This is a genomic window from Allorhizobium sp. NPDC080224, from assembly GCF_050281005.1.
Lineage (GTDB): Bacteria > Pseudomonadota > Alphaproteobacteria > Rhizobiales > Rhizobiaceae > Allorhizobium.
This window is the reverse complement of the sequence record NZ_JBNNWJ010000001.1, coordinates 2975488-2994620: the sequence shown is the minus strand read 5'-3', so window position 1 is coordinate 2994620 and position 19133 is coordinate 2975488. Positions and strand designations below refer to the sequence as shown.

Genomic DNA, 19133 nt, shown 5'->3' with positions numbered 1-19133 from the left:
AAACATTACAGCTTCCATCACGGCACTCAAGACAAAATCGGCAAAAATCTGCGACAAAAAACAGAGCAGATGCACAGAATTTGAGCGCGGATATTGTTGAGTAACTTCAGGGTCTTAGGCGGGGAACAACTCTAAGATGGCAATACCGAGAGCGGCGCAAACCCAGAGGCGGACGCGGATCCAGGAGGAAAAGGAAGAGCAGATCCTCGAAGCGGCCCTGGAAGTGTTTTCGCAACGGGGATTCCACGGCTCGACCATCGACCAGATTGCCGAGGTCGCGGGCATGTCGAAGCCCAATCTGCTCTATTATTTCCGCACCAAGGAAGCCATGCACCGGGCGCTGATCGACCGGGTGCTCGAAAACTGGCTGGAGCCGCTGCAGGCCTTCGATGCGGACGGCGACCCCGAACACGAGATCAAGTCCTATATTCGCCGCAAGCTGGAGATGGCACGCGACTTCCCGCGCGAAAGCCGGCTGTTTGCCAACGAGATCCTGCAGGGTGCGCCGCATATCGCCGGTGTTCTCGAAGGACCGTTGAAGGAACTCGTGGATGAGAAGGCCGAGGTCATCAGGGCCTGGATTGCCGCGGCCAAGATCCGAGAATGCGATCCGTATCACATGATCTTCTCGATCTGGTCCACGACGCAGCATTATGCCGACTTCGACGTTCAGGTCCGATCCGTGCTGGGGGCAGGCCAAGAAGGCGAAGACCGCTTCGAGGCGGCCGCCTCGTTTCTCGAAGGTCTCTTCGTGCACGGCCTCATTCTGAAGCCTGCCGTGTGACGCCGGCCGTCAGTCCCTAAGCAGGCCCATCACCAGAAGACCGGCGGCGGTCACCAGCGCGCCGAGAAAGACGGCAGGGCTTGCCCAGCCGTGACCGAGCACGCCTTCCAGGAGGATGATGAAGGTCGGCGTCAGATAGCCGTAACCGAGCACCTTGGGGGCCGGCAGGCGCATGGAAGCGTATTGCAGCAGCATGAAGGTGAGTGCGGTCGTGATGACGGAGAGATAGGCGATCGTCGCCCAGACCATGGGGGGGAGGTTGAGAAAATCCGTCGTCGCCAGCTGGACAGCACCGGTCGGCAGGAGCCAGGGCACGGTGAAGACCACGACCCAGAAACCGAAGGCGACCGGGTTGTCTCCCTGATTGAACTTGCGGATCAGCGGAACATAGGCGCCGTGGCAGATGACCCCGACGAAGAAGATCAGTTCGCCGCGTCCGACATCGAAGGAGAGGATCGCCTGGATATCGGCGCGGAAAATGACCCAGATCGCCCCGAGGGCTGCGATGACCAGCGCGATGAACACGTCCGGGCGGGTTTTCTGCCCGATGAAGAGAAGCGCGAAGCCGGCGCTGATCAATGGCATCAGGGTGAAGACGGCACCCGTCTGCACAGGGCTGGTGAATTCCAGCGCCACGAACATGGTGAGCATGTAGACGGCGATCAGCCCGCCAAGCAGGGCAAAGCGCCAGATCCGCTGTGGTGCCCGGAACGGGACACGCAGGATGCCAAACGTCAGGACGCCCATGACGATAACCGTCATCAGATAACGCCAGAGGGTCAGCGGGCCGGCATCCATGTGCCGCGCGGCCATGCCGCCGAAGGAGAAGGAGCCCGCGATCAGGGCGGCAAAGAGCAGCATTGCAGCATGCGCCTTCAGTTTTTCCCGGCCTTTGGCATGGACGGTATGTCGATTCACGGGGGAGGCGACTGGTGGGGCTTGCTCTGTCATCGGATGTCTTTCGGCACGAAGCAGTCTCGCCGTTGGCGTGACTTGACCCGACCGTCTTTCTCATTCATCTGCGATCGCGGATGCGCGCACCATGCGCCGCCCCAAGATCCTTCCGGCAGTTAATCGAAAGCGGCTCCGATGACAACGATGATCGGCTTCACTGATACCGACAAGAGTACCAGCGCAGTGCTGCAGGATGTGATCGACTCGATGGATGAGGATCACGTCACGCTGCGGCAGATCCTGGAGAAGATGGGCGAAAGCGGGCTTCTGCTGCTTTGCGGCCTGTTGTCTCTGCCCTTTCTGGTGCCGGTTTCGATCCCGGGCGTCTCGACGGTCTTCGGTGCCGGCATCGTGCTGATCGGGATCGCGATCACCTTCAACCGATTTCCCTGGCTGCCGAAGAAGGTGGCCGATCGCAAGCTCGATCGGGCGCGCCTCGTCCCGGTGCTGGAGCGAGGGCTCAACGTCCTCAGAAAGGTCGACCGTTACGTTCGTCCCCGCATGCCGGGTCTCACGGATGGCGCGGCGGTCAACCGTATCAATGGTCTCGTGCTGACGGGCGCCGGCGTGCTCCTGATGATGCCGCTCGGCTTCATTCCGTTCTCGAACACGCTGCCGGGCGTTGCGATCCTGCTTCTGTCGACGGGGATTTCTCAGAGAGACGGCATGGTCGTTGCCATGGGGCACCTGATGGTGCTGCTGACGCTCGTCTATTTCTCGGCCTTGGCCTATGCCGGGTTTGCCGCCGGCCAGAGCCTGCTCGGCTGATCCTTCGTCAACGTGAGGATCACGCGCTCCGCCGCAGCAGGTCTTCACGTTGCAAGGCATGCGTCCTTGCGAAATCGATGAAACTATCAGGGCTCATCGGACGCGCCAACGCGTAGCCCTGCAGCGTCTGGCAGCCGAGGTCGCGCAGGATGGCGGCATGCTCCATCGTCTCTACACCCTCTGCGACGATGCCGATCCCGTAGGAGCGGCCGATATCGACGATCGAGCTGATCAGCTTGCGCTGGGCAGGGTTGGTCACGATCGGGGCCACCAGCTGCCGATCGATCTTCAAGCGGCTCGGCGAGAGCTTGATCAGGGAGAGGATCGAGGCGTAACCGGTGCCGAAATCATCGATTTCAATGGCAATGCCCTGAGTGCGGATGCGTTCGAGGCTTTCTGCCACGGCGTCGGCCTTGTCGTCGAAGGAGATCGATTCCAGCAGTTCGAATGAAAGGCTGCCCGGCGTGACGGCGAGCTTGGCCAGGTGGTCGAGCAGCTTGTCCTCGAATAGACGCTGTGCAGAAATGTTGACCGAGACATGCTCGATGCCGAGGCCCTCGGTCTTCCAGCGCGCCAGCTGCTCGAGTGCCTGATCGAGAATGCTCGCGTCGATCTGGGAGACGACATTGAGGTTCTCGGCCGTTTCGAGAAAGGCGATGGGTGCGAGGATGCCTTTTTCCGGGTGACGCCAGCGAGCAAGCGCCTCCACACCGTTGATCGCAAGCGTTCGGGCATCGAATTGCGGCTGGTACCAGGCGATGAAATCGTCATCGCCCAGGGATCGAAGAATGGCGTCGGCGGTGCGCTTGATGTTGATCGTGCGCGCGCGCAGCGTGTCGTTGAAGCGCTCGACGCGATTGCGGCCACGGCGTTTTGCCTCGTAGAGGGCGATGTCCGCATTGACGAGGAGCTGCTCGGCGGTCAGTTCGGGCTCGATCCTGTCGGCGATGCCGATCGATGCGCCGACACGGCATTCGTGTCCGTTGTATACGATCGGCCGGTTGACGGCTGCGATCAGGTTCGACCCCATGGCCTCATAGCCTTCGGAGAGATCGCAGCCCTGGCAGACGATGACGAATTCATCGCCGCCGATCCGGGCGACGAAATCAGAGGCGCCGACCATGCTCTGCAGTTCCTGCGCGACATGGCGAAGAATGGCGTCGCCAGCCCCATGGCCAAACGTGTCGTTGATTTCCTTGAAGCGATCGAGATCCATATGGAGCACGGTTAGCCGCCCGCTAGGACGATCACCTGCTGCAACCAGGGCCTCGAGGCGCTGGTCCAGATAGCGGCGATTGGGCAGGCCGGTCAGCGCGTCGTGCAGCGAATTGTATTCCATCCGCTGTCGTGCGCTTTCCAGCTCCTCGTTGCGCTGCGCCGTCTCGCGCTGCGCGAGCCTCAGCTCTTCCTGGAGCTGCACGTCAGCGCTGACATCCCAGTTGACGCCAAGCAGCATCGTCTTGTTCTTGTGGTCGCGGAAGGCGGTGCCCACAGTGCGGAAATGCACCATCTGGCCATCCGGCCGGGTGACGCGGAAGCGGCCGGTATAAGAGGATTGTTTCTCGATGGCTTGCTGCATGCCCAGCTCGATGGCGTCGACATCGTCGGGATGGACCATCGACCGCCACAATTCGCCGGTGACGGGCGTGTCGAGCGGAAGGCCATAGAGATTGTAGATGCGCTCGTCCCAGCGGAGTTCGTCGGTACTGACGTCCATCTCCCAGACGCCGATACGCGATGACTCGAGCGCCACGCCAAGCCGATGGGACATGGCGCGGAGTTCTCCCTCGCGTTGCCGCAAAGCCGCATAGTTGCGCTGCCGCTCCCGCATCAGGCCGGCGACCCAGATGACGCTGCCGGCGATCAGCGCGGACATGGCGGCGATCATGCCGCGGATCAGGATGTCGGGCCTACTCATCGCGTGCCAGCCACCCTTCGGCACTGCCGAAATGAACCAATGCTCGTTGCCAAGATCGACGGTCATGGTGACCGGATCGTCGGCCAGCACGTAATTGTCGCCGTAGATCACGGCTTGGCTTCCCGTCTGCTGACTGTCGTCGGTGATGGTGATGGCAAGCGGCAGATCGGGGGCACGAAGGCCGCTGTCGTCGTAAAGTCTCGCGACATCGACGACACCCGCCAGACCACCCCAAAAGACCCGCTTGCCCTCATCATTGGTTATGTGCACGGGCAGCGTGATAATGAGGCCCATGGCGCCATTCTTGAGCGGCAATGGGCCGCTGATGATGGTCTTGCCCTCGTCGCGCAATTGACGCGCCTGTTCCTCGCCATTCGGTGGCGGGAGTATCCAGTACCCGATGAAGGATTTGTTGTCCTCGTAGGGGTGGACGAAACTGGTGATCAAATTCGGTGCTGCGGCGATGTTGCCGATCTGCGACGGCGTCGACAGGAGGCTGGATGCCAGCGCCTCGAAACGCTTCTGGGTGACATAGGGCTCGGTCCCGATCACCGCGACCATGCCTTGCAGAAGCTTCACATTCGCGTTGATGTTGGCTTCGAGCTTAGTGCGGATCAGGCCTAGGTTTTCCTCGACCGCGTTGCGGGCTGCCTCGCGGCTCAACCGTTGCTGCTGAAGGTCGGCATAGAGAGCAGAGACGGCGACGCCGACGAGGACGATCGCGCTCGGAATGAGGATCTGCAGGCGGGACCGCAGATTCGACCCACCATCCGTGTTCTTGCTCTTGATCGCCATGGTCTCCTTGCCCGGCTTGCCCGGCCTGACGCAAATGCGGTCAGTGCCGATGGCCGAATGGTGGAGTATAGCGCTGAATAATTTCTGAAGGGCTGGGCGAAAGTTCGAGTTTTTCTTTTGTCAAACGGTATCCGGCCCGCAAGCGGGCCGGATTTGCTTCATCGAGACTATTCTGCGGCCTGCACGGCCATCGGGTTGTTCGGATGGGTCGTCCAGTTTGCATAGTTCGGATCGACCGGTTTGCCGGTGCGCTGGTCGAGCGTGCCGGTCGGCAGTTCGACCATGGTGATGCAATTCTCCACCGGACAGACGTTGACGCAGAGATTACAGCCGACGCATTCGTCTTCCATCACCTCGAAATGCCTGATGCCGTTGACCATGTTGGTAATCGCCTGGTGAGACGTGTCCTCGCAGGCGATGTGGCAGCGGCCGCATTTGATGCAGGCATCCTGGTCGATATGGGCCTTGGCGATGTAGTTCAGGTTGAGATACTGCCAATCGGTGACGTTCGGCACGGCGCGGCCGCAAATATCGTCGAGGCTTCGGTGACCCTTGGCATCCATCCAGTCGTTGAGGCCTGATATCATCTCCTGGACGATCTTGAAGCCGTAGGTCATGGCGGCCGTGCAGACCTGCACATTGCCGGCGCCGAGCGCCAGAAATTCGGCAGCATCCCGCCAGGTGGTGACACCACCGATGCCCGAAATCGGCAAGCCGTATGTTTCCGGATCGCGGGCGATCTCGGCGACCATGTTGAGGGCGATCGGCTTGACCGCCGGGCCGCAATAGCCGCCATGGGTGCCCTTGCCGCCGACGGTGGGCGAGGGGGCAAAGCTGTCGAGGTCAACCGAGACGATCGAGTTGATCGTGTTGATCAGCGAAACCGCATCTGTGCCGCCCGCTTTTGCCGCACGCGCGGGCTTACGGATGTCGGCGATGTTCGGCGTCAGCTTGGTGATCACGGGCATGCGGGTATATTGCTTGCACCAGCGCACGACCATTTCGATATATTCCGGCACCTGGCCGACGGCGGCGCCCATGCCGCGCTCGGACATGCCGTGCGGACAGCCGAAGTTGAGCTCGATGCCGTCAGCGCCGGTCTCTTCCACAAGCGGCAGGATTGCCTTCCACTCTTCCTCGACGCAGGGGACCATGATCGAGGCGACAAGCGCCCGGTCCGGCCAGTTCTTCTTCACCATCTTCATCTCCTGCAAGTTGATCTGCAGGGGGCGGTCGGTGATCAGTTCGATGTTGTTGAGGCCGAGAAGGCGGCGGTCAGCACCCCAGATCGCACCGTAGCGCGGGCCGTTGACGTTGACTACGGGTGGTCCTTCCGAGCCGAGTGTTTTCCAGACGACGCCGCCCCAGCCCGCCTTGAAGGCGCGCTCGACATTATAGGCCTTGTCGGTCGGTGGGGCAGAGGCCAGCCAGAAGGGGTTGGGCGACTTGATGCCGACGAAGTTATTGCGAAGATCAGCCATGTTTCAAATCCTCTCGAGAGCAGTGCGTCATGCGACGGCGGTTGCGCCCGCCGTCATGACGGCGAGAGAGCGGTTGATGCTTTCGGCCGCATCGCGGCCCATGGCGACGGCGGAGACCGTCAGGTCCTGGCCTCCGAAGGCACAGTCGCCTCCGGCCCAGACGCCCGGAATGGACGTGCGGCCTTCGGCGTCGATGGCGATCTTGCCACCTTCGAGCTTCAGACCGTCCAGACCCTGACCATCGAGTTTCTGACCGATGGCGACCAGAATCTGGTCGGCCTTGATCTCGGTCGTGTGGCCGGTGCCCTTCATCATGCCGTTTTCAAGATGGGTGTATTCGAAGGTGATCGCCGAGCAGTGACCGCCGTGATGGGCGACTTCCTTTGGCTGCAGCCAGTGGCGGATGTGCACGCCCTTGGAGGTCGCCAGATCCTGCTCGAATTCCGAGGCGTTCATGTGCTCCTTGCCGCGGCGGTAGCAGATCGTGACGTTCTCGGCGCCGAGCAGCTTGGCCTGCACGGCAGCGTCGATCGCGGTCATGCCGCCGCCGATGACGACGACGTCGCGACCGACGGGCACGTCTGCCTTGTCATCCGCCTGGCGGAGATGGGCGATGAATTCGACGGCGTCGAGAACGCCGTTGATCTTGGCACCTGGGATGTTCAGCCCGTTGACGTTGCCGAGACCCGCACCGAGGAAGACGGCGTCGTGTTTCGCCTGGAGGTCGCCGAGCGTGAAGTCACGGCCCATCATCTGGCCATCCAGCACATCGATATTGCCGAGCGACAGGATGTAGTCGACTTCCTTCTGGGCGAAATTGTTGGGTGTCTTGTAGGCTGCAATGCCGTATTCGTTCAGACCGCCGGCCTTGTCCTTCGCTTCGTAGATGGTGACCTGGTGGCCGTGCATTGCAAGGCGATGGGCCGCTGCAAGGCCTGCTGGGCCTGCGCCAACGATGCCGACCGTGCGACCGGTCGAGGCGGCCGGACGGTAGAACTGGCGACCTTCTTCTATGGCGATATCGGTAGCGTAACGTTGCAGGCGGCCGATTTCGACCGGGCGCTCTTCGGCCGTGTTGCGCACACAGGCTTCCTCGCAGAGCGTTTCGGTGGGACAGACGCGGGCGCACATGCCGCCGAGAATGTTCTGGTCGAAAATTGTCTTGGCGGCGCCGAGTGGATTGCCAGTCGATATCTGCCGGATGAACATCGGGATATCGATGGCGGTGGGACAGGCCGTCATGCAGGGCGCGTCGTGACAGAAGTAGCATCTGTCGGAGGCGACCAGCGCCTCATGGCCGCCGAGGCGGGGATGCAGGTCGGAGAAATTCTTTGCATAGTCGGCAGCATCAAGCCGCCCGGCCTTGAGGCCCGGTTCCAGTCTTCGCATCGCAGTTCCCTCTTTTATATTCGAAGCGATGCAGAGAAAGGTAACTCAGGAAGAAAGTTTTATCAAACGGTAAAAAATTGCCATGAGCGCCGTGGATCCCCTGAAAATCAAGGGAAGTTGATTGCCGTCAATCCCGGACGAGATGTTCGGGTCGGGTCGCATCTGCGTCAGCGAAAACATGACTGAAAACATCAAGTATATACTTTACTCTTCTTGTCATGTTTTGTATGCCTGTCCACCTGAGGCTCGCAACCGTTGCCTCTAATCGGATTCGAGGAGACAGGACGTCATGGCGAAGAAGAAAAAGCAGGCTGCGAAAAAGTCGGGTGCGGAGGTTTCCGCGACGGCCTCCACCGCGAAAACGCAAGCGGAAGTTCGCAGCTTTCTGTATGTCGGCGGGCGGGATTGCCAGGTCGCCCATCTTCGTCAGATCGCCAGCAATTTTGGTGCGGAACTAATTCACCATGATGGGGGTTTACGTGAAGCGGTTTCGCGTATCGACACGGTGCTACCCTCCGTCGACTGCGTCTTCTGCCCTATCGACTGTATCAGTCACGATGCTTGTCTGCGCGTGAAGAGCGGTTGCAAGAAGTTCGGAAAGACTTTCATTCCGCTGCGAAACGGCTCGAAATCCAGTCTCGAGCGCGCGTTGCAAACGCTGAATGAAAGGAATGTCGAAGCATGAGCAGGGACGGGTCAGACAAGGGTGGCATCAGCTCGTTCCACGAGCTTGCACGTCAGCGCGGCGAGGGACTCCTTCCGGAGCTCGCCGAGGCAATGTTGCAACGCTCTCAGGAAAGTGAAGTGATGAATTGCGAAATCATCACTTTGCCGGGCTTGCACGAGCGCAAACCTGCTACCATGTACGCAGAATTGAACCGGGCCCCCGCCCTTGTTATCGATTTTCCCGCGCCAAGATGGCAGCGAAACGCCAACGCAAGGTCGTAGCCGTTTCGTCAGCCAATCTCATGCGGGAACCAGAGGAACTTTCCGCATGAACGCCCAGCAACCTGTTGCGAAGACGATCCTCAACGCCGTGCCCATCCTCCCATCCCTTAATCTTTCGGAAACACGCAATTTCTACGTCGATACGCTCGGTTTCGAGGATGTCGGCTTCGATGGGCTTGATTATCTCGTCGTCCGCCGCGGCGGAATGGAACTGCATTTCTGGCTGAGCGATGATCCGCTCCAGTGCCAGAACAGCTCAGTTTTCTTCAGGGCCGAAGCGCCGACGGAGATCTACCGGGACTTCTGCGATCGCGGCATCGAGGCGATCCGTCCATCGGATAATTCGGGAGAGTGCGGCGGAACCGTGCGTTTCCATATCCGCGATCCCCACGGCAATCTGCTGATGTTCGGTGGTACCATTTCGGCTACCATGGCCCATTGACCCCAGTCATCACAATGATTTCGGGGCGTTGATGCCGAAGCCTCGTCCTCCAGTGGAGGTTGATCGGCGTCAGTCGCGCCCCGGAGCTAAAGCTCCTGCGCAGAGCAGCAGCCACGATACGATGAGCGTCACCCCACCTGTGGGGGCCGCCATCGGAAAGAGCCCGCTGCCGATGAAGTGCCGGGCAACCAGATCGCCTGAAAACAGCACCGTGCCGAGCGTCATGCCGACCACCACCAGTGCTGCCAGTCTGACCCGGTCTCCGGCGATGGAGAGTGCAACGAGTGCCGGGGCATGGGCGAGACATATCGTCGAGGCCGGGCGCAGAAGCGCTTCGCCGCCCGCGTGACTGGCGGCTGCGGCCAGTCCGACACCGGCAGCCCCGATCAGTCCGGCCGCGACGGTCGCCCAGCGGTAACTCCGTACGCTCGCCATGTCCCTCATTCCTTGTTCTGCATGTGAAAGGCCAGCTTCTCGATCGGCGGCCAGATGAGTTCCCGCAGCTTCGGATGCTCGACGGTTTCATCCAGCGCGCGGCGAAAGCACAAGAGCCATTCGTCCCGTTCCAGCGGGCCGATTTCTGCCACGAAATGGCGCCGCCTTAGCATCGGATGGCCGCGCTTCTGCATGTAGACGGGTGGACCACCGAGATAGCCGGTGAGGTACTCGTAGAACTTCTCTTCGCTGCCGGAGAGATCCGGTGGATGCACAGCCCGGCAATGGGCGGCCTCGGGCAGTGTGTCCATCAACTCATAAAAGCGCCGCGTCAGCGCCTTGACGGTCGCATCGCCGCCGATGGCTTCGTAGAGGGTTATCGTCTCGTCACTCATGTTGTCGTCCTTGCGTGAGCTCTTTTCGCGCTTTCGCCCCGCTCTTGCAACCAGCGTGGCGTTCCCGTGGCAATCCAGCGCAGCTGCGATGCCGCTCTGCAACAAAAGCACAGGACATCGATCTGTCGACATGCCATAAGGGCGCCGAAGTCCAGCAGGCGCCCGTCATGATCCGTATCGAAAACATCTCCAAGCAGCTCAGCCACCGTATCCTCTTTATCGAGGCCTCCGCCGCGCTCAATCGCGGCGAGAAGATCGGTCTCGTCGGACCGAACGGGGCGGGCAAGACTTCGCTCTTCCGCATGATCATCGGGCAGGAACAGCCGGATGAGGGTCAGGTCTCCGTCGATAAGGGTGTCAGCATCGGCTATTTCAGCCAGGATGTGGGCGAGATGTCCGGTCGCTCGGCCGTGGCCGAGGTGATGGACGGGGCAGGGCCGGTCAGCGAAGTAGCGGCGGAGCTGCGCGAACTCGAGGCGGCTATGGTCGATCCTGACCGGATGGACGAGATGGACGCGATCATCGAGCGCTACGGCGAAGTGCAGGCGCGCTACGAAGAGCTCGACGGTTATGCGTTGGATGGCCGTGCCCGCGAAGTGCTGGCCGGTCTCTCCTTCTCGGAAAGCATGATGGACGGCGATGTCGGCGCTCTCTCGGGCGGCTGGAAGATGCGCGTGGCGCTCGCCCGCATTCTGCTGATGCGGCCGGACGTAATGCTGCTCGACGAACCGTCGAACCATCTCGATCTCGAAAGCCTGATCTGGCTCGAGCAGTTCCTTAAAGGTTACGAAGGCGCGCTTCTGATGACCTCGCATGACCGCGAGTTCATGAACCGCATCGTCAACAAGATCATCGAGATCGATGCCGGTCAGCTGAACAGCTATTCCGGCGACTATGTCTTCTACGAGGGGCAGCGTGCCTTGAACGAGAAGCATCAGCAGTCGCAGTTCGAGCGTCAGCAGGCGATGCTCGCCAAGGAAATCAAGTTCATCGAGCGCTTCAAGGCGCGCGCCAGCCATGCCTCCCAGGTGCAGAGCCGGGTGAAGAAGCTGGAAAAGATCGACCGGGTGGAACCGCCGAAGCGCCGCCAGGTCGTCGCTTTCGAATTCCAACCGGCGCCACGTTCGGGCGAAGATGTCATCAATCTCAAGGGCGTCTCGAAGCGCTACGGCGACAAGGTCATCTATGACGGCTTCGACTTCATGGTCCGCCGCCGCGAGCGCTGGTGCATCATGGGCATCAACGGCGCTGGCAAATCGACTTTGCTCAAGCTCGTCGCTGGCGATTCGAAGCCGGACGACGGGACCGTCTCGATCGGTGCCAGCGTCAAGATGGGCTATTTCGCCCAGCATGCGATGGATGTGCTCGACGGTGACATGACGATTTTCGAGATGCTGGAAACGAGTTTTCCCCGTGCCGGGCAGGCCCCGCTTCGGGCGCTTGCCGGTTGCTTCGGCTTCTCAGGTGATGACATCGACAAGCGCGTGCGGGTGCTGTCAGGCGGCGAAAAGGCGCGCCTTGTCATGGCGATGATGCTGTTCGATCCGCCGAACCTGCTGGTCCTCGACGAGCCGACCAACCACCTCGACCTCGATACCAAGGAAATGCTGATCAAGGCATTGTCGCAGTTCGAAGGCACCATGCTCTTCGTCAGCCACGACCGCCACTTCCTCGGCGCCCTGTCGAACCGCGTGCTGGAGATTACGCCCGAAGGCGTCTTCCAGTATGGCGGCGGCTATACGGAATATGTCGAGCGCACGGGCCATGAGGCGCCGGGCCTCAGAAGCTGAGGCACGGCGATCAGTGGCGACTTGGATTTAGGCGCCAGCCGTCGTTCTCTCGGCCCGAAGCGCGGCGATCTCGGATCGCAGCGCCTGCATTTCCCGCAGCAGTTCGGCATTGTCGACATGCAAGGTCTTCAGGTCCGCATCGGTGTCGGCCATGCTCTGTTCCTGCATGGCAGAGACGATGACACCGATGAAGAGGTTCAGGACCGAATAGGTGCTGAGCAGGATGAAGGGCACGAAGAACAGCCAGGCATAGGGATGGACCTCCATCACCGGCCGGACGATGCCCATGGACCAGCTTTCCAGCGTCATGATCTGGAAGAGCGAATAGGTCGACGCACCGAGATTGCCGAACCAGTCAGGGAAGGTCGCGCCATAGAGCTTGGTCGCCATGACGGCCGCAACATAAAACAGCATGAACAGGAGCACGATGATCGAGCCCATGCCGGGAAGGGCGGCAATGAGGCCGCCGATGACCCGTCGCAGCGAGGGCACGATCGAGATCAGGCGCAGGATACGCAGGACGCGCAACGCGCGCAGGACCTGGAAGGGGCCGGTCGCCGGGATCAGCGCGATGGCGACGATCGAGAAATCGAAAATGCTCCATGGGTCGCGGAAGAAGGCGAGCCGGAAGGTGTAGAGCCGGGCTGCGATTTCGATGACGAAGATCGCAAGAATGAGCCGGTCCAGCGTCACCAGCAGCGGCCCCATGACCTGCATCACCGCGGGCGACGTCTCAAGGCCCAGCGTGACCGAATTGATCAGGATGACCGCAATGATAAACCGCTCCCACGCGTTGGAGGAGAGGATTGTCTTCAGTCTGTCGCGCATGGTTCTGGCTCCGCAAAATCTGCACGACGAAAAGCGGAAGGATCGCGGCTCGTCAAGGGGCTCCAGCCAGCGGTACCGGCCGTTCACGCGCCTTTTTAGGGAAAGTCCGATCGCCGGGTAGTTGTGCTCAGTCGGAATGACCGTTGAAAGTCGAATGCCACTTCCAGGCAGAGCGGATGATGTCGTCGATACCGTGCTTGGGATCCCAGCCGAGAACTTCGCGGGCAAGAGCGTTGCTGGCGACGAGGCCAGGTGGATCGCCCGGGCGGCGCTCGGTGCGCTTGATCGGCATCGGACGGCCGGAGACCGTCTCGATGGCAGTAATCAGTTCCTTGACGGTGGTGCCGTTGCCGGTGCCGAGATTGATGGCAATCGTCTCGCCGCCGTTCAGCAGGTATTCAACGGCACGGACATGGGCGTCGGCAAGATCGTTGACGTGGATGTAGTCACGGATGCAGGTGCCGTCGCGGGTGTCGTAGTCCTCGCCGAAGATCGAGAAGAACTCTCGCCGTCCCAGAGCCGTCTCGATCGCGAGCGGAATGGCGTGAGTTTCGGGCGAGTGCCATTCGCCGATCCGGCCCTCGAAATCGGCGCCGGCGGCGTTGAAGTAACGCAGCATGACCGAGCGCATACGGCCGCAGAGGTTCAGGTCACCCAGCGCCTGTTCGACGATATGCTTGGTGCGACCGTAAGGATTGATCGGCTTCTGGCCGTGCTTTTCGTCCAGCGGCAGATATTCCGGTGCGCCATAGGTGGCGCAGGTCGAGGAGAAGACAAAGTTGCGGATATCGGCTTCGCTCAAGGCCCGCAGGAGGCTGAGCGTGCCCGAGACGTTGACGTCGTAGAAGTGCTCCGGCTCCTTGAAGGACTGGCCGACCTCGATCAGGCCTGCGAAATGCATGGCTGCTTTTGGCTGGTATTTGGCAAGCACTTCCTTCAGCCGCGCCTTGTCCCGGATGTCGCCCTGTTCGGCCGGGCCCCATTTGACGAATTCCGGATGGCCCGAGGTGAAGTTGTCGTAGACAACAGGCAGATAGCCGCGCTCGGAGAGCGCGAGGCAGGTGTGCGAGCCGATATAGCCGGCGCCGCCGACAACGAGGATGGGGGTGGCAGTCATGGTCATTCTCTGATCAGAGCGGTGCATGGACGAAGGCCGGCATGGCTGCCTCTTCCTTCGATTTGGCGAGGAAGAGGCGAGCGGTATCAAGCGCTTCTCGGATCGTTACATCCATATCGAGATAGCGGTAGGTGGCAAGGCGGCCGACGAAGGTGACGGCCTTCTCCTCGTTGGCGCGGGCGACGTAATCTGCCAGTTGCGCCTTCTCCTCGACGAGACGGATCGGATAGTAGGGTATGTCGTCCTCGCCGCAGGCGCGGGAGAACTCGCGGTAGCAGACCGATCCCTCGTGGCTTTCCCAGGGCGAGAAATGCTTGTGCTCGGTGATGCGGGTGTAAGGCACCGAGGCGTCGCCGTAGTTCATCACGGCGCAGCCCTGATAGTCGCCCTGATAGGTGAAGCGCTCGAAATCCAGCGTGCGATAGCCGAGGCGGCCGAACTCATAGGCGAAATAGCCGTCGAGCGGACCGGAATAGAAGAGGTGTGCATAATCATGCGGCGCGCGCGGGTCGAAATGCTGGCCGAGCGTCACCTTGATCTTCGGATGATCGAAGATCTTTTCGATCATGTCGGTGTAGCCGTTTTCCGGCATGCCCTGGAATTTGTGAAAGAAGTAGTTGTCATCATAGTTGAAGCGCACGGGCAGGCGCTTCAGGATCGAGGCCGGCAGGTCGGTGGGCGAGCAACCCCACTGCTTTTCGGTGTAGCCTTTGAAGAAGGCTTCATAGAGGTCGCGGCCGACGAAGCGGAGCGCCTGTTCCTCGAAGGTCTGCGGGTCGGTGATCGTCTTGTCGGCCTGTTCCTCGATGAAGGCGCGCGCCTCTTCCGGGCGGAAGGTCTTGCCGAAAAACTGGTTGATCGTGTGCAGGTTGACCGGCAGCGAATAGACCTGGCCCTGGCTCGTGGTCTTCACCCGGTTCTTGTAGGGCAGGAAGGTCTGGTAGCTGTTCACATAGTCCCAGACTTCCGCGTCGTCAGTGTGGAAGATGTGGGGGCCGTAGATGTGCATCATGACGCCCGTTTCCGCATCGCGCTCGGTGTGGCAGTTGCCGCCGATATGCGGACGCGTGTCGAAGACCTCGACCTCGTAGCCGGCTTCCGCCAGTTCCCGTGCGATGACCGCGCCGGACAGGCCCGCGCCGACGATGCCGATTTTCTGACCCTGTGCCATCCGGTGGGTGTTCCTCGATTTTCGGGGCGGTGCGGTTCCAGCCTCACGGCCTGCCGCATCTCGCCTAATTGCAGAGAGACCGGCGGTTGCCCGCCGGTCGAATCATGAATTACTCAGGCTGACAGCTTCTCGCGCATGAGCTTGTCATAGGCGGCGATCAGCCGGTTGACGTCGACGCCGGTCTCCTGTGGTCCGAAGCTCAGATGGCTGACGGTAAAGTCAGAGTAGATGCATGTCGGGCGTTCGAGGAAGGCCGGTAGGTCGACGGTCAGCATCTTCTCGTCATCGCCCTTGGCGAGCGCCATATGCTGCAGGTCGCGGCCGAGCCAGGCAATGAAGTTGATCGACTGGCGCTCCTGCCAGTCGACGACCTTCGACGGCAGCGGCAACTCTTTCTCCGGCGATGCCAGGAAGAAGTCATGCAGCTTGTTTGCCTTGTCCGGATCGGTCCAAAGGGTGCCGCCAAAGCCGCCCGGTGGACGCTCGAAATGGCCGAGCGAGGCGGGGAGCGCTCCCGAGGCCTGCTGGAAGTAGGCGCAGACGCCATTGTTGACGACATTCGCCGAGGTCACGAAGTAATGCGGGTTCTTGCGACGGTGGTCGATGAAGCCTGCGAGGCCGTCGAGATCCAGGTAGACGATGTCGTCGTCGCATTTCAGGAAGAGTGCGTCAGCGAAATCGGCCAGACGGCGGGCGTAATACTGATAGGCTTGGAAATAGGGCATCTGTTCGCCGGGGTTGCCGACGTATCGGCGCACTGGCGCGTCGACATGGCAGAGTTCGAGCGTGGCCCCCCAGCCGCCGCGGACCATGACGTCGGCCCCAGCAGGCAGGGCGATGTCCGGCCAGCTACCGAGCAAGACGCCGTTGACCATCAGTTCGGGTGTTCCTGAGTGGTCGGTGGAGACGATGACCTCGTTTGCCCTGCCGGGCGACAGCACGCTCGGGGTCAGCTTCGCCCAGACAGTCGGGGCGTCACCTCGGTCGGCATCATTGAGCCGCGCGCGCGGCGCCTTGCGAATGACGGACTGCTGATTGTTCCAGCCGCCAATGACGACCTCGTAGAAATTGTCCGGGTCATGCTTTGGCAAGATCGCCAGATGCAGGTCGTTGTTGATCCTGGCATCGAGCCGCAGCGGAGACCGTGCGGAGACGGTCCCGCAGGCATGGTAGCCAACGGCGTCGCCCATGAAGCGGAGCGGGCCAAACTCACGCGTGACCCATTGGTGATCGGCAGCCGCGCGGGTGAAGTCCCAGATATGCCATTCGTCGATCAGACCGTCCGCCATGGCCTTGCGGACATAGCTGTTGAGGATCTGCATCCGGTGTTCCCGGCCGGCAAAGGTCACAAGTATTACAGGCGCCACAATTCTCTCCCAGCCCAGTTCGGTCTTTGCCCGCAGTCTTTCGTCACTGCCGTTACGTCCACAGACGTGTGTCGGTCGGGACGGGGTGGAAATCGTGCCAGGCGGAGATGCGGTCGCGATAGCGCTTGCGATAGGCCTCTTCGTCTTCGAACTCGACTTCGGTCATCATCACTTCGGAGCCGATTTCGTAATACATCTCCATGTTGGTGAGATCCGGAACCGGGGTCTCGCCGCGCTCGCGCTCGCCCTGCATCTGCCAGTAGAGTTCTTCCAGCCGGCGGACGAGGCGGGGAATGTCCCGGAGCGCGCAGGTTTCGCGCTGGGCCTGCAGAGAGCTGCGGATCCGTGCCAGTTCCGTCTTGTCGTTCGCCAGCGCCACTGCCTTGCGGACGTAGTCGTCAGGGCTTGTGCAGATCAGTTCGGGAATCCCAGCCGATTTGACGATGCTGCTGCAGAAGCGCGAGGCGAAGCTTTTGCCCGGGAGCGTCAGCACGGGGAGACCCATGGTCAGAGCATCCGAAGCGGTCGAATGGGCGCCGTAAGGGAAAGTGTCGAGGAAGAGGTCGGCAATTGCGATACGGGCCAGATGGTTCGGGTTCGGCACCTTGGAGGCGAAGTAGAGGCGAGCCGGGTCGACACCTGCGGACTTCGCGAGGTCGCGCAGTCTCTGATTGACGGCATCGGAGCCACCGAGCAGCCAGAGAATACTGCCGGGGGTCGCAGTCAGGATGGCCATCCAGCGGGCAAACATCGGGCCCGTGATCTTCTGCATGCCGTTGAAGCAGGCGAAGACGAAGGCGTCTTCCGGCAAGCCGACCTCGCTGCGTGTCGGGCGCGGTCCGATCGCGCGCTTGCGGTCGACCGGCTGGTTGCAGGGAATGTGGAGCACCTTTTCGGTGTAGTAGAGTTCGTTGCCGGGCGGAATGATCTGCTCGTCGGCAATGATGTATTGATGTACTGGGCTCGCCATGGTGCCGGGATAGCCGCAGAAGTTCACGATGACCGGGGCAGGGCGGTAGGAAAAGATCTTCGTGCGGGCGAGCTTGGTATAGCCGTTGACGTCGATGAGGACGTCGATCTCGTCGGTCATGATCTGCCGGGCGGCGTCGAGGTCCGAAAGTGCGGTGATGTCGCGCCAGACATCGATGACGGCCTTCATCCGGTTTTGTGTGGCATCATTGGTGCGCGGCTCGCCGATGTAATAGGCATAGACTTCGACAGATGTCTTGTCGTGCAGTTCGAGAACTTCGCTCAAAGCGAAGCCAACAGCATGGTCGCGCAGGTCGGAGGAGACGTAACCGATGCGCAAACGCTGGCCGGTACCGACCTTCTTGCGCGGAACCGGCTTGTTGAGATGGGCTGCATCCGGGCGGCCGGCGAGCATCTTGAAGTAACGATGGGCCTTGGCCATCTGGTAGAGCGGATCGTCGGCATAGCAGGCAAGCGGCAGCGGCGAGATGGAATCCAGCATCTGCCGCTTCGTCACATATTCCGATCCCTGGACGACCGGCCACTTGCACTGGTGCTGGCGGACCGAGATCCAGTGCTGGCCTGCTTCAGGTTTGTCGGGACGCAGTTCGATTGCCTGCCAGAGCGCGATCTCGGCATCCTCCAGAAGGCCGGCGCCTTCCATGACGCGGCCGATATGCTGCAGGGCCATCAGACGATGAACCGATTTGTCGGGGGTGATTTCGGCGGTCGAGTCCACGTAGCTCCGCCACTGCTGGATCGCCTGGGCGCCCAGACCGCAATCCTCGTAGGTTCGGCCAAGATTGATGTGCGCCTGGCCCATCATCGGCTGCGCCTTCAGCGCCGCTTTCAACGCGTTGATCGCGCCCGCCGAGTCGCCGAGTTGCTTGAGCGTTACAGAATAGTTGAAGAAGGCGAGGTGAAGCAGCGGGCTTTGATCATTGAACGCCGTCCATGTCTTGTAGAGTTCGGCCGCAAGGGCGAACTGCCCGGCTGCCGACCACCGTTCCGCCAGCTGCAGGGCGTCGAGCAGCGAAAGCTGCTGGCGTCTCGACTTTTCCAGAGCCGTTGCGAGCTGGGCGTTCTGCTCCGGGGCGAATGCGGTATGTATCACCATCGACATGACATCTCTCATCGGCACGGGGCCGGGTTTCGTTCCCGCTGAGCGGCGTGTAAAAAACTCCTAATCAGCTTAGCTTGCTTTGGGCTTGCGTGGTCGCAGTCCGCCTTATCTTAGGACTTGCCAAATCACTCGCCATTGGCGATAGCATCCGAGGTTAAGAGGTGCCGTCGTAGCTTTCTGCCAAGAATAGACAGGTGAGTTCCGGGGGCGACTGTTAATAGAAAATTAGACTGTGCGCCCTAATCATCTGGGCAAGACTCGTCTCATCGTATTTTTGTGTTTGCGGAAAGATGAGGCAAGGTCGTCTCCCGGGTCCGGGGGTAGACCTTCCAAAAGGTGTGGGAAGCAGAGATCAACTCTGCATGCATGATGCCCTCTCCAACGCCAGGCTCGGTCGAGCCATGTTCCACTTAAAAACTTTCGTCCGTAAGGACACCGCACGGTAAGCGCGATCGATCT

16 protein-coding genes are annotated in these 19133 nt (G+C 61.0%); 5 read left to right on the top strand and 11 right to left on the bottom strand.

The annotated features are described in order from the left end of the window. Positions 1–136: 136 nt before the first annotated feature. Positions 137–784 carry a TetR family transcriptional regulator C-terminal domain-containing protein gene (locus tag ACQKP1_RS14725; RefSeq protein ID WP_427275825.1) on the top strand — a complete coding sequence of 216 codons (648 nt, stop codon included), beginning with the start codon at positions 137–139 and terminating at the stop codon, positions 782–784. 9 nt (positions 785–793) lie between these two features. Here ACQKP1_RS14725 and ACQKP1_RS14720 read toward each other — a convergent pair whose 3' ends face one another. After that, positions 794–1735 carry a DMT family transporter gene (locus tag ACQKP1_RS14720; RefSeq protein ID WP_427275824.1) on the bottom strand — a complete coding sequence of 314 codons (942 nt, stop codon included), beginning with the start codon at positions 1733–1735 and terminating at the stop codon, positions 794–796. A gap of 138 nt (positions 1736–1873) precedes the next feature. Here ACQKP1_RS14720 and ACQKP1_RS14715 point away from each other — a divergent pair, with 138 nt between their 5' ends. Then, complete coding sequence (locus ACQKP1_RS14715) at positions 1874–2506, top strand: exopolysaccharide biosynthesis protein (RefSeq protein ID WP_006725794.1); 633 nt, start codon at positions 1874–1876, stop codon at positions 2504–2506. 19 nt (positions 2507–2525) lie between these two features. Here ACQKP1_RS14715 and ACQKP1_RS14710 read toward each other — a convergent pair whose 3' ends face one another. From ACQKP1_RS14710 to ACQKP1_RS14700, 3 genes are all read right to left on the bottom strand, one after another. Continuing rightward, positions 2526–5219, bottom strand: coding sequence for a bifunctional diguanylate cyclase/phosphodiesterase (locus tag ACQKP1_RS14710; RefSeq protein WP_427275823.1), 2694 nt, complete (start codon positions 5217–5219; stop codon positions 2526–2528). 167 nt (positions 5220–5386) lie between these two features. After that, positions 5387–6700, bottom strand: a complete 1314-nt coding sequence (gene preA, locus ACQKP1_RS14705; protein ID WP_427275822.1) for an NAD-dependent dihydropyrimidine dehydrogenase subunit PreA — start codon at positions 6698–6700, stop codon at positions 5387–5389. A 27-nt stretch (positions 6701–6727) separates the two neighbouring features. Continuing rightward, a complete protein-coding gene (locus ACQKP1_RS14700) occupies positions 6728–8089 on the bottom strand; it encodes an NAD(P)-dependent oxidoreductase (protein ID WP_427275821.1) in 1362 nt (453 codons plus the stop codon). Positions 8090–8378: 289 nt separating this feature from the next. Between ACQKP1_RS14700 and ACQKP1_RS14695 the strand changes: the two genes are divergently transcribed. Further along, entirely contained in the window at positions 8379–8774 is a 396-nt protein-coding gene (locus ACQKP1_RS14695) for a DUF2325 domain-containing protein (RefSeq protein WP_427275820.1), read from the top strand. A 309-nt stretch (positions 8775–9083) separates the two neighbouring features. Next, positions 9084–9479 carry a glyoxalase superfamily protein gene (locus ACQKP1_RS14690; RefSeq protein ID WP_203017165.1) on the top strand — a complete coding sequence of 132 codons (396 nt, stop codon included), beginning with the start codon at positions 9084–9086 and terminating at the stop codon, positions 9477–9479. A 69-nt stretch (positions 9480–9548) separates the two neighbouring features. On the opposite strand, the gene ACQKP1_RS14685 is transcribed toward ACQKP1_RS14690, so the two are convergent. Beyond that, positions 9549–9914: a DUF423 domain-containing protein gene (locus ACQKP1_RS14685; protein ID WP_427275819.1), complete on the bottom strand. Its 366-nt coding sequence runs from the start codon at positions 9912–9914 to the stop codon at positions 9549–9551. A gap of 5 nt (positions 9915–9919) precedes the next feature. Further along, positions 9920–10309 carry a globin gene (locus ACQKP1_RS14680; protein WP_203017161.1) on the bottom strand — a complete coding sequence of 130 codons (390 nt, stop codon included), beginning with the start codon at positions 10307–10309 and terminating at the stop codon, positions 9920–9922. Positions 10310–10476: 167 nt separating this feature from the next. Between ACQKP1_RS14680 and ACQKP1_RS14675 the strand changes: the two genes are divergently transcribed. After that, positions 10477–12099: an ABC-F family ATP-binding cassette domain-containing protein gene (locus ACQKP1_RS14675; RefSeq protein ID WP_427275818.1), complete on the top strand. Its 1623-nt coding sequence runs from the start codon at positions 10477–10479 to the stop codon at positions 12097–12099. A 27-nt stretch (positions 12100–12126) separates the two neighbouring features. On the opposite strand, the gene ACQKP1_RS14670 is transcribed toward ACQKP1_RS14675, so the two are convergent. The 5 genes from ACQKP1_RS14670 to ACQKP1_RS14650 form a co-directional block, all read right to left on the bottom strand. Beyond that, positions 12127–12927, bottom strand: a complete 801-nt coding sequence (locus tag ACQKP1_RS14670) for an ion transporter (RefSeq protein WP_427275817.1) — start codon at positions 12925–12927, stop codon at positions 12127–12129. 127 nt (positions 12928–13054) lie between these two features. Next, positions 13055–14044 (bottom strand): UDP-glucose 4-epimerase GalE, encoded by a 990-nt coding sequence (galE, locus tag ACQKP1_RS14665; protein WP_427275816.1) that lies wholly within the window; start codon positions 14042–14044, stop codon positions 13055–13057. A 13-nt stretch (positions 14045–14057) separates the two neighbouring features. Further along, positions 14058–15215: a UDP-galactopyranose mutase gene (gene glf / locus ACQKP1_RS14660; RefSeq protein WP_427275815.1), complete on the bottom strand. Its 1158-nt coding sequence runs from the start codon at positions 15213–15215 to the stop codon at positions 14058–14060. Between the two features lie 113 nt (positions 15216–15328). Further along, a complete protein-coding gene (locus tag ACQKP1_RS14655) occupies positions 15329–16582 on the bottom strand; it encodes a hypothetical protein (protein WP_246753992.1) in 1254 nt (417 codons plus the stop codon). 52 nt (positions 16583–16634) lie between these two features. Then, complete coding sequence (locus ACQKP1_RS14650) at positions 16635–18668, bottom strand: glycosyl transferase (RefSeq protein WP_427276460.1); 2034 nt, start codon at positions 18666–18668, stop codon at positions 16635–16637. Positions 18669–19133 lie beyond the last annotated feature (465 nt).

Excerpts from the sequence above, each read along its gene's own strand:
- ACQKP1_RS14725 (WP_427275825.1), top strand. The coding sequence starts at position 137 with ATGGCAATACCGAGAGCGGCGCAAACCCAGAGGCGGACGCGGATCCAG.
- ACQKP1_RS14720 (WP_427275824.1), bottom strand. The coding sequence starts at position 1,735 with ATGACAGAGCAAGCCCCACCAGTCGCCTCCCCCGTGAATCGACATACC.
- ACQKP1_RS14715 (WP_006725794.1), top strand. The coding sequence starts at position 1,874 with ATGACAACGATGATCGGCTTCACTGATACCGACAAGAGTACCAGCGCA.
- ACQKP1_RS14710 (WP_427275823.1), bottom strand. The coding sequence starts at position 5,219 with ATGGCGATCAAGAGCAAGAACACGGATGGTGGGTCGAATCTGCGGTCC.
- preA (WP_427275822.1), bottom strand. The coding sequence starts at position 6,700 with ATGGCTGATCTTCGCAATAACTTCGTCGGCATCAAGTCGCCCAACCCC.
- ACQKP1_RS14700 (WP_427275821.1), bottom strand. The coding sequence starts at position 8,089 with ATGCGAAGACTGGAACCGGGCCTCAAGGCCGGGCGGCTTGATGCTGCC.
- ACQKP1_RS14695 (WP_427275820.1), top strand. The coding sequence starts at position 8,379 with ATGGCGAAGAAGAAAAAGCAGGCTGCGAAAAAGTCGGGTGCGGAGGTT.
- ACQKP1_RS14690 (WP_203017165.1), top strand. The coding sequence starts at position 9,084 with ATGAACGCCCAGCAACCTGTTGCGAAGACGATCCTCAACGCCGTGCCC.
- ACQKP1_RS14685 (WP_427275819.1), bottom strand. The coding sequence starts at position 9,914 with ATGGCGAGCGTACGGAGTTACCGCTGGGCGACCGTCGCGGCCGGACTG.
- ACQKP1_RS14680 (WP_203017161.1), bottom strand. The coding sequence starts at position 10,309 with ATGAGTGACGAGACGATAACCCTCTACGAAGCCATCGGCGGCGATGCG.
- ACQKP1_RS14675 (WP_427275818.1), top strand. The coding sequence starts at position 10,477 with ATGATCCGTATCGAAAACATCTCCAAGCAGCTCAGCCACCGTATCCTC.
- ACQKP1_RS14670 (WP_427275817.1), bottom strand. The coding sequence starts at position 12,927 with ATGCGCGACAGACTGAAGACAATCCTCTCCTCCAACGCGTGGGAGCGG.
- galE (WP_427275816.1), bottom strand. The coding sequence starts at position 14,044 with ATGACTGCCACCCCCATCCTCGTTGTCGGCGGCGCCGGCTATATCGGC.
- glf (WP_427275815.1), bottom strand. The coding sequence starts at position 15,215 with ATGGCACAGGGTCAGAAAATCGGCATCGTCGGCGCGGGCCTGTCCGGC.
- ACQKP1_RS14650 (WP_427276460.1), bottom strand. The coding sequence starts at position 18,668 with ATGGTGATACATACCGCATTCGCCCCGGAGCAGAACGCCCAGCTCGCA.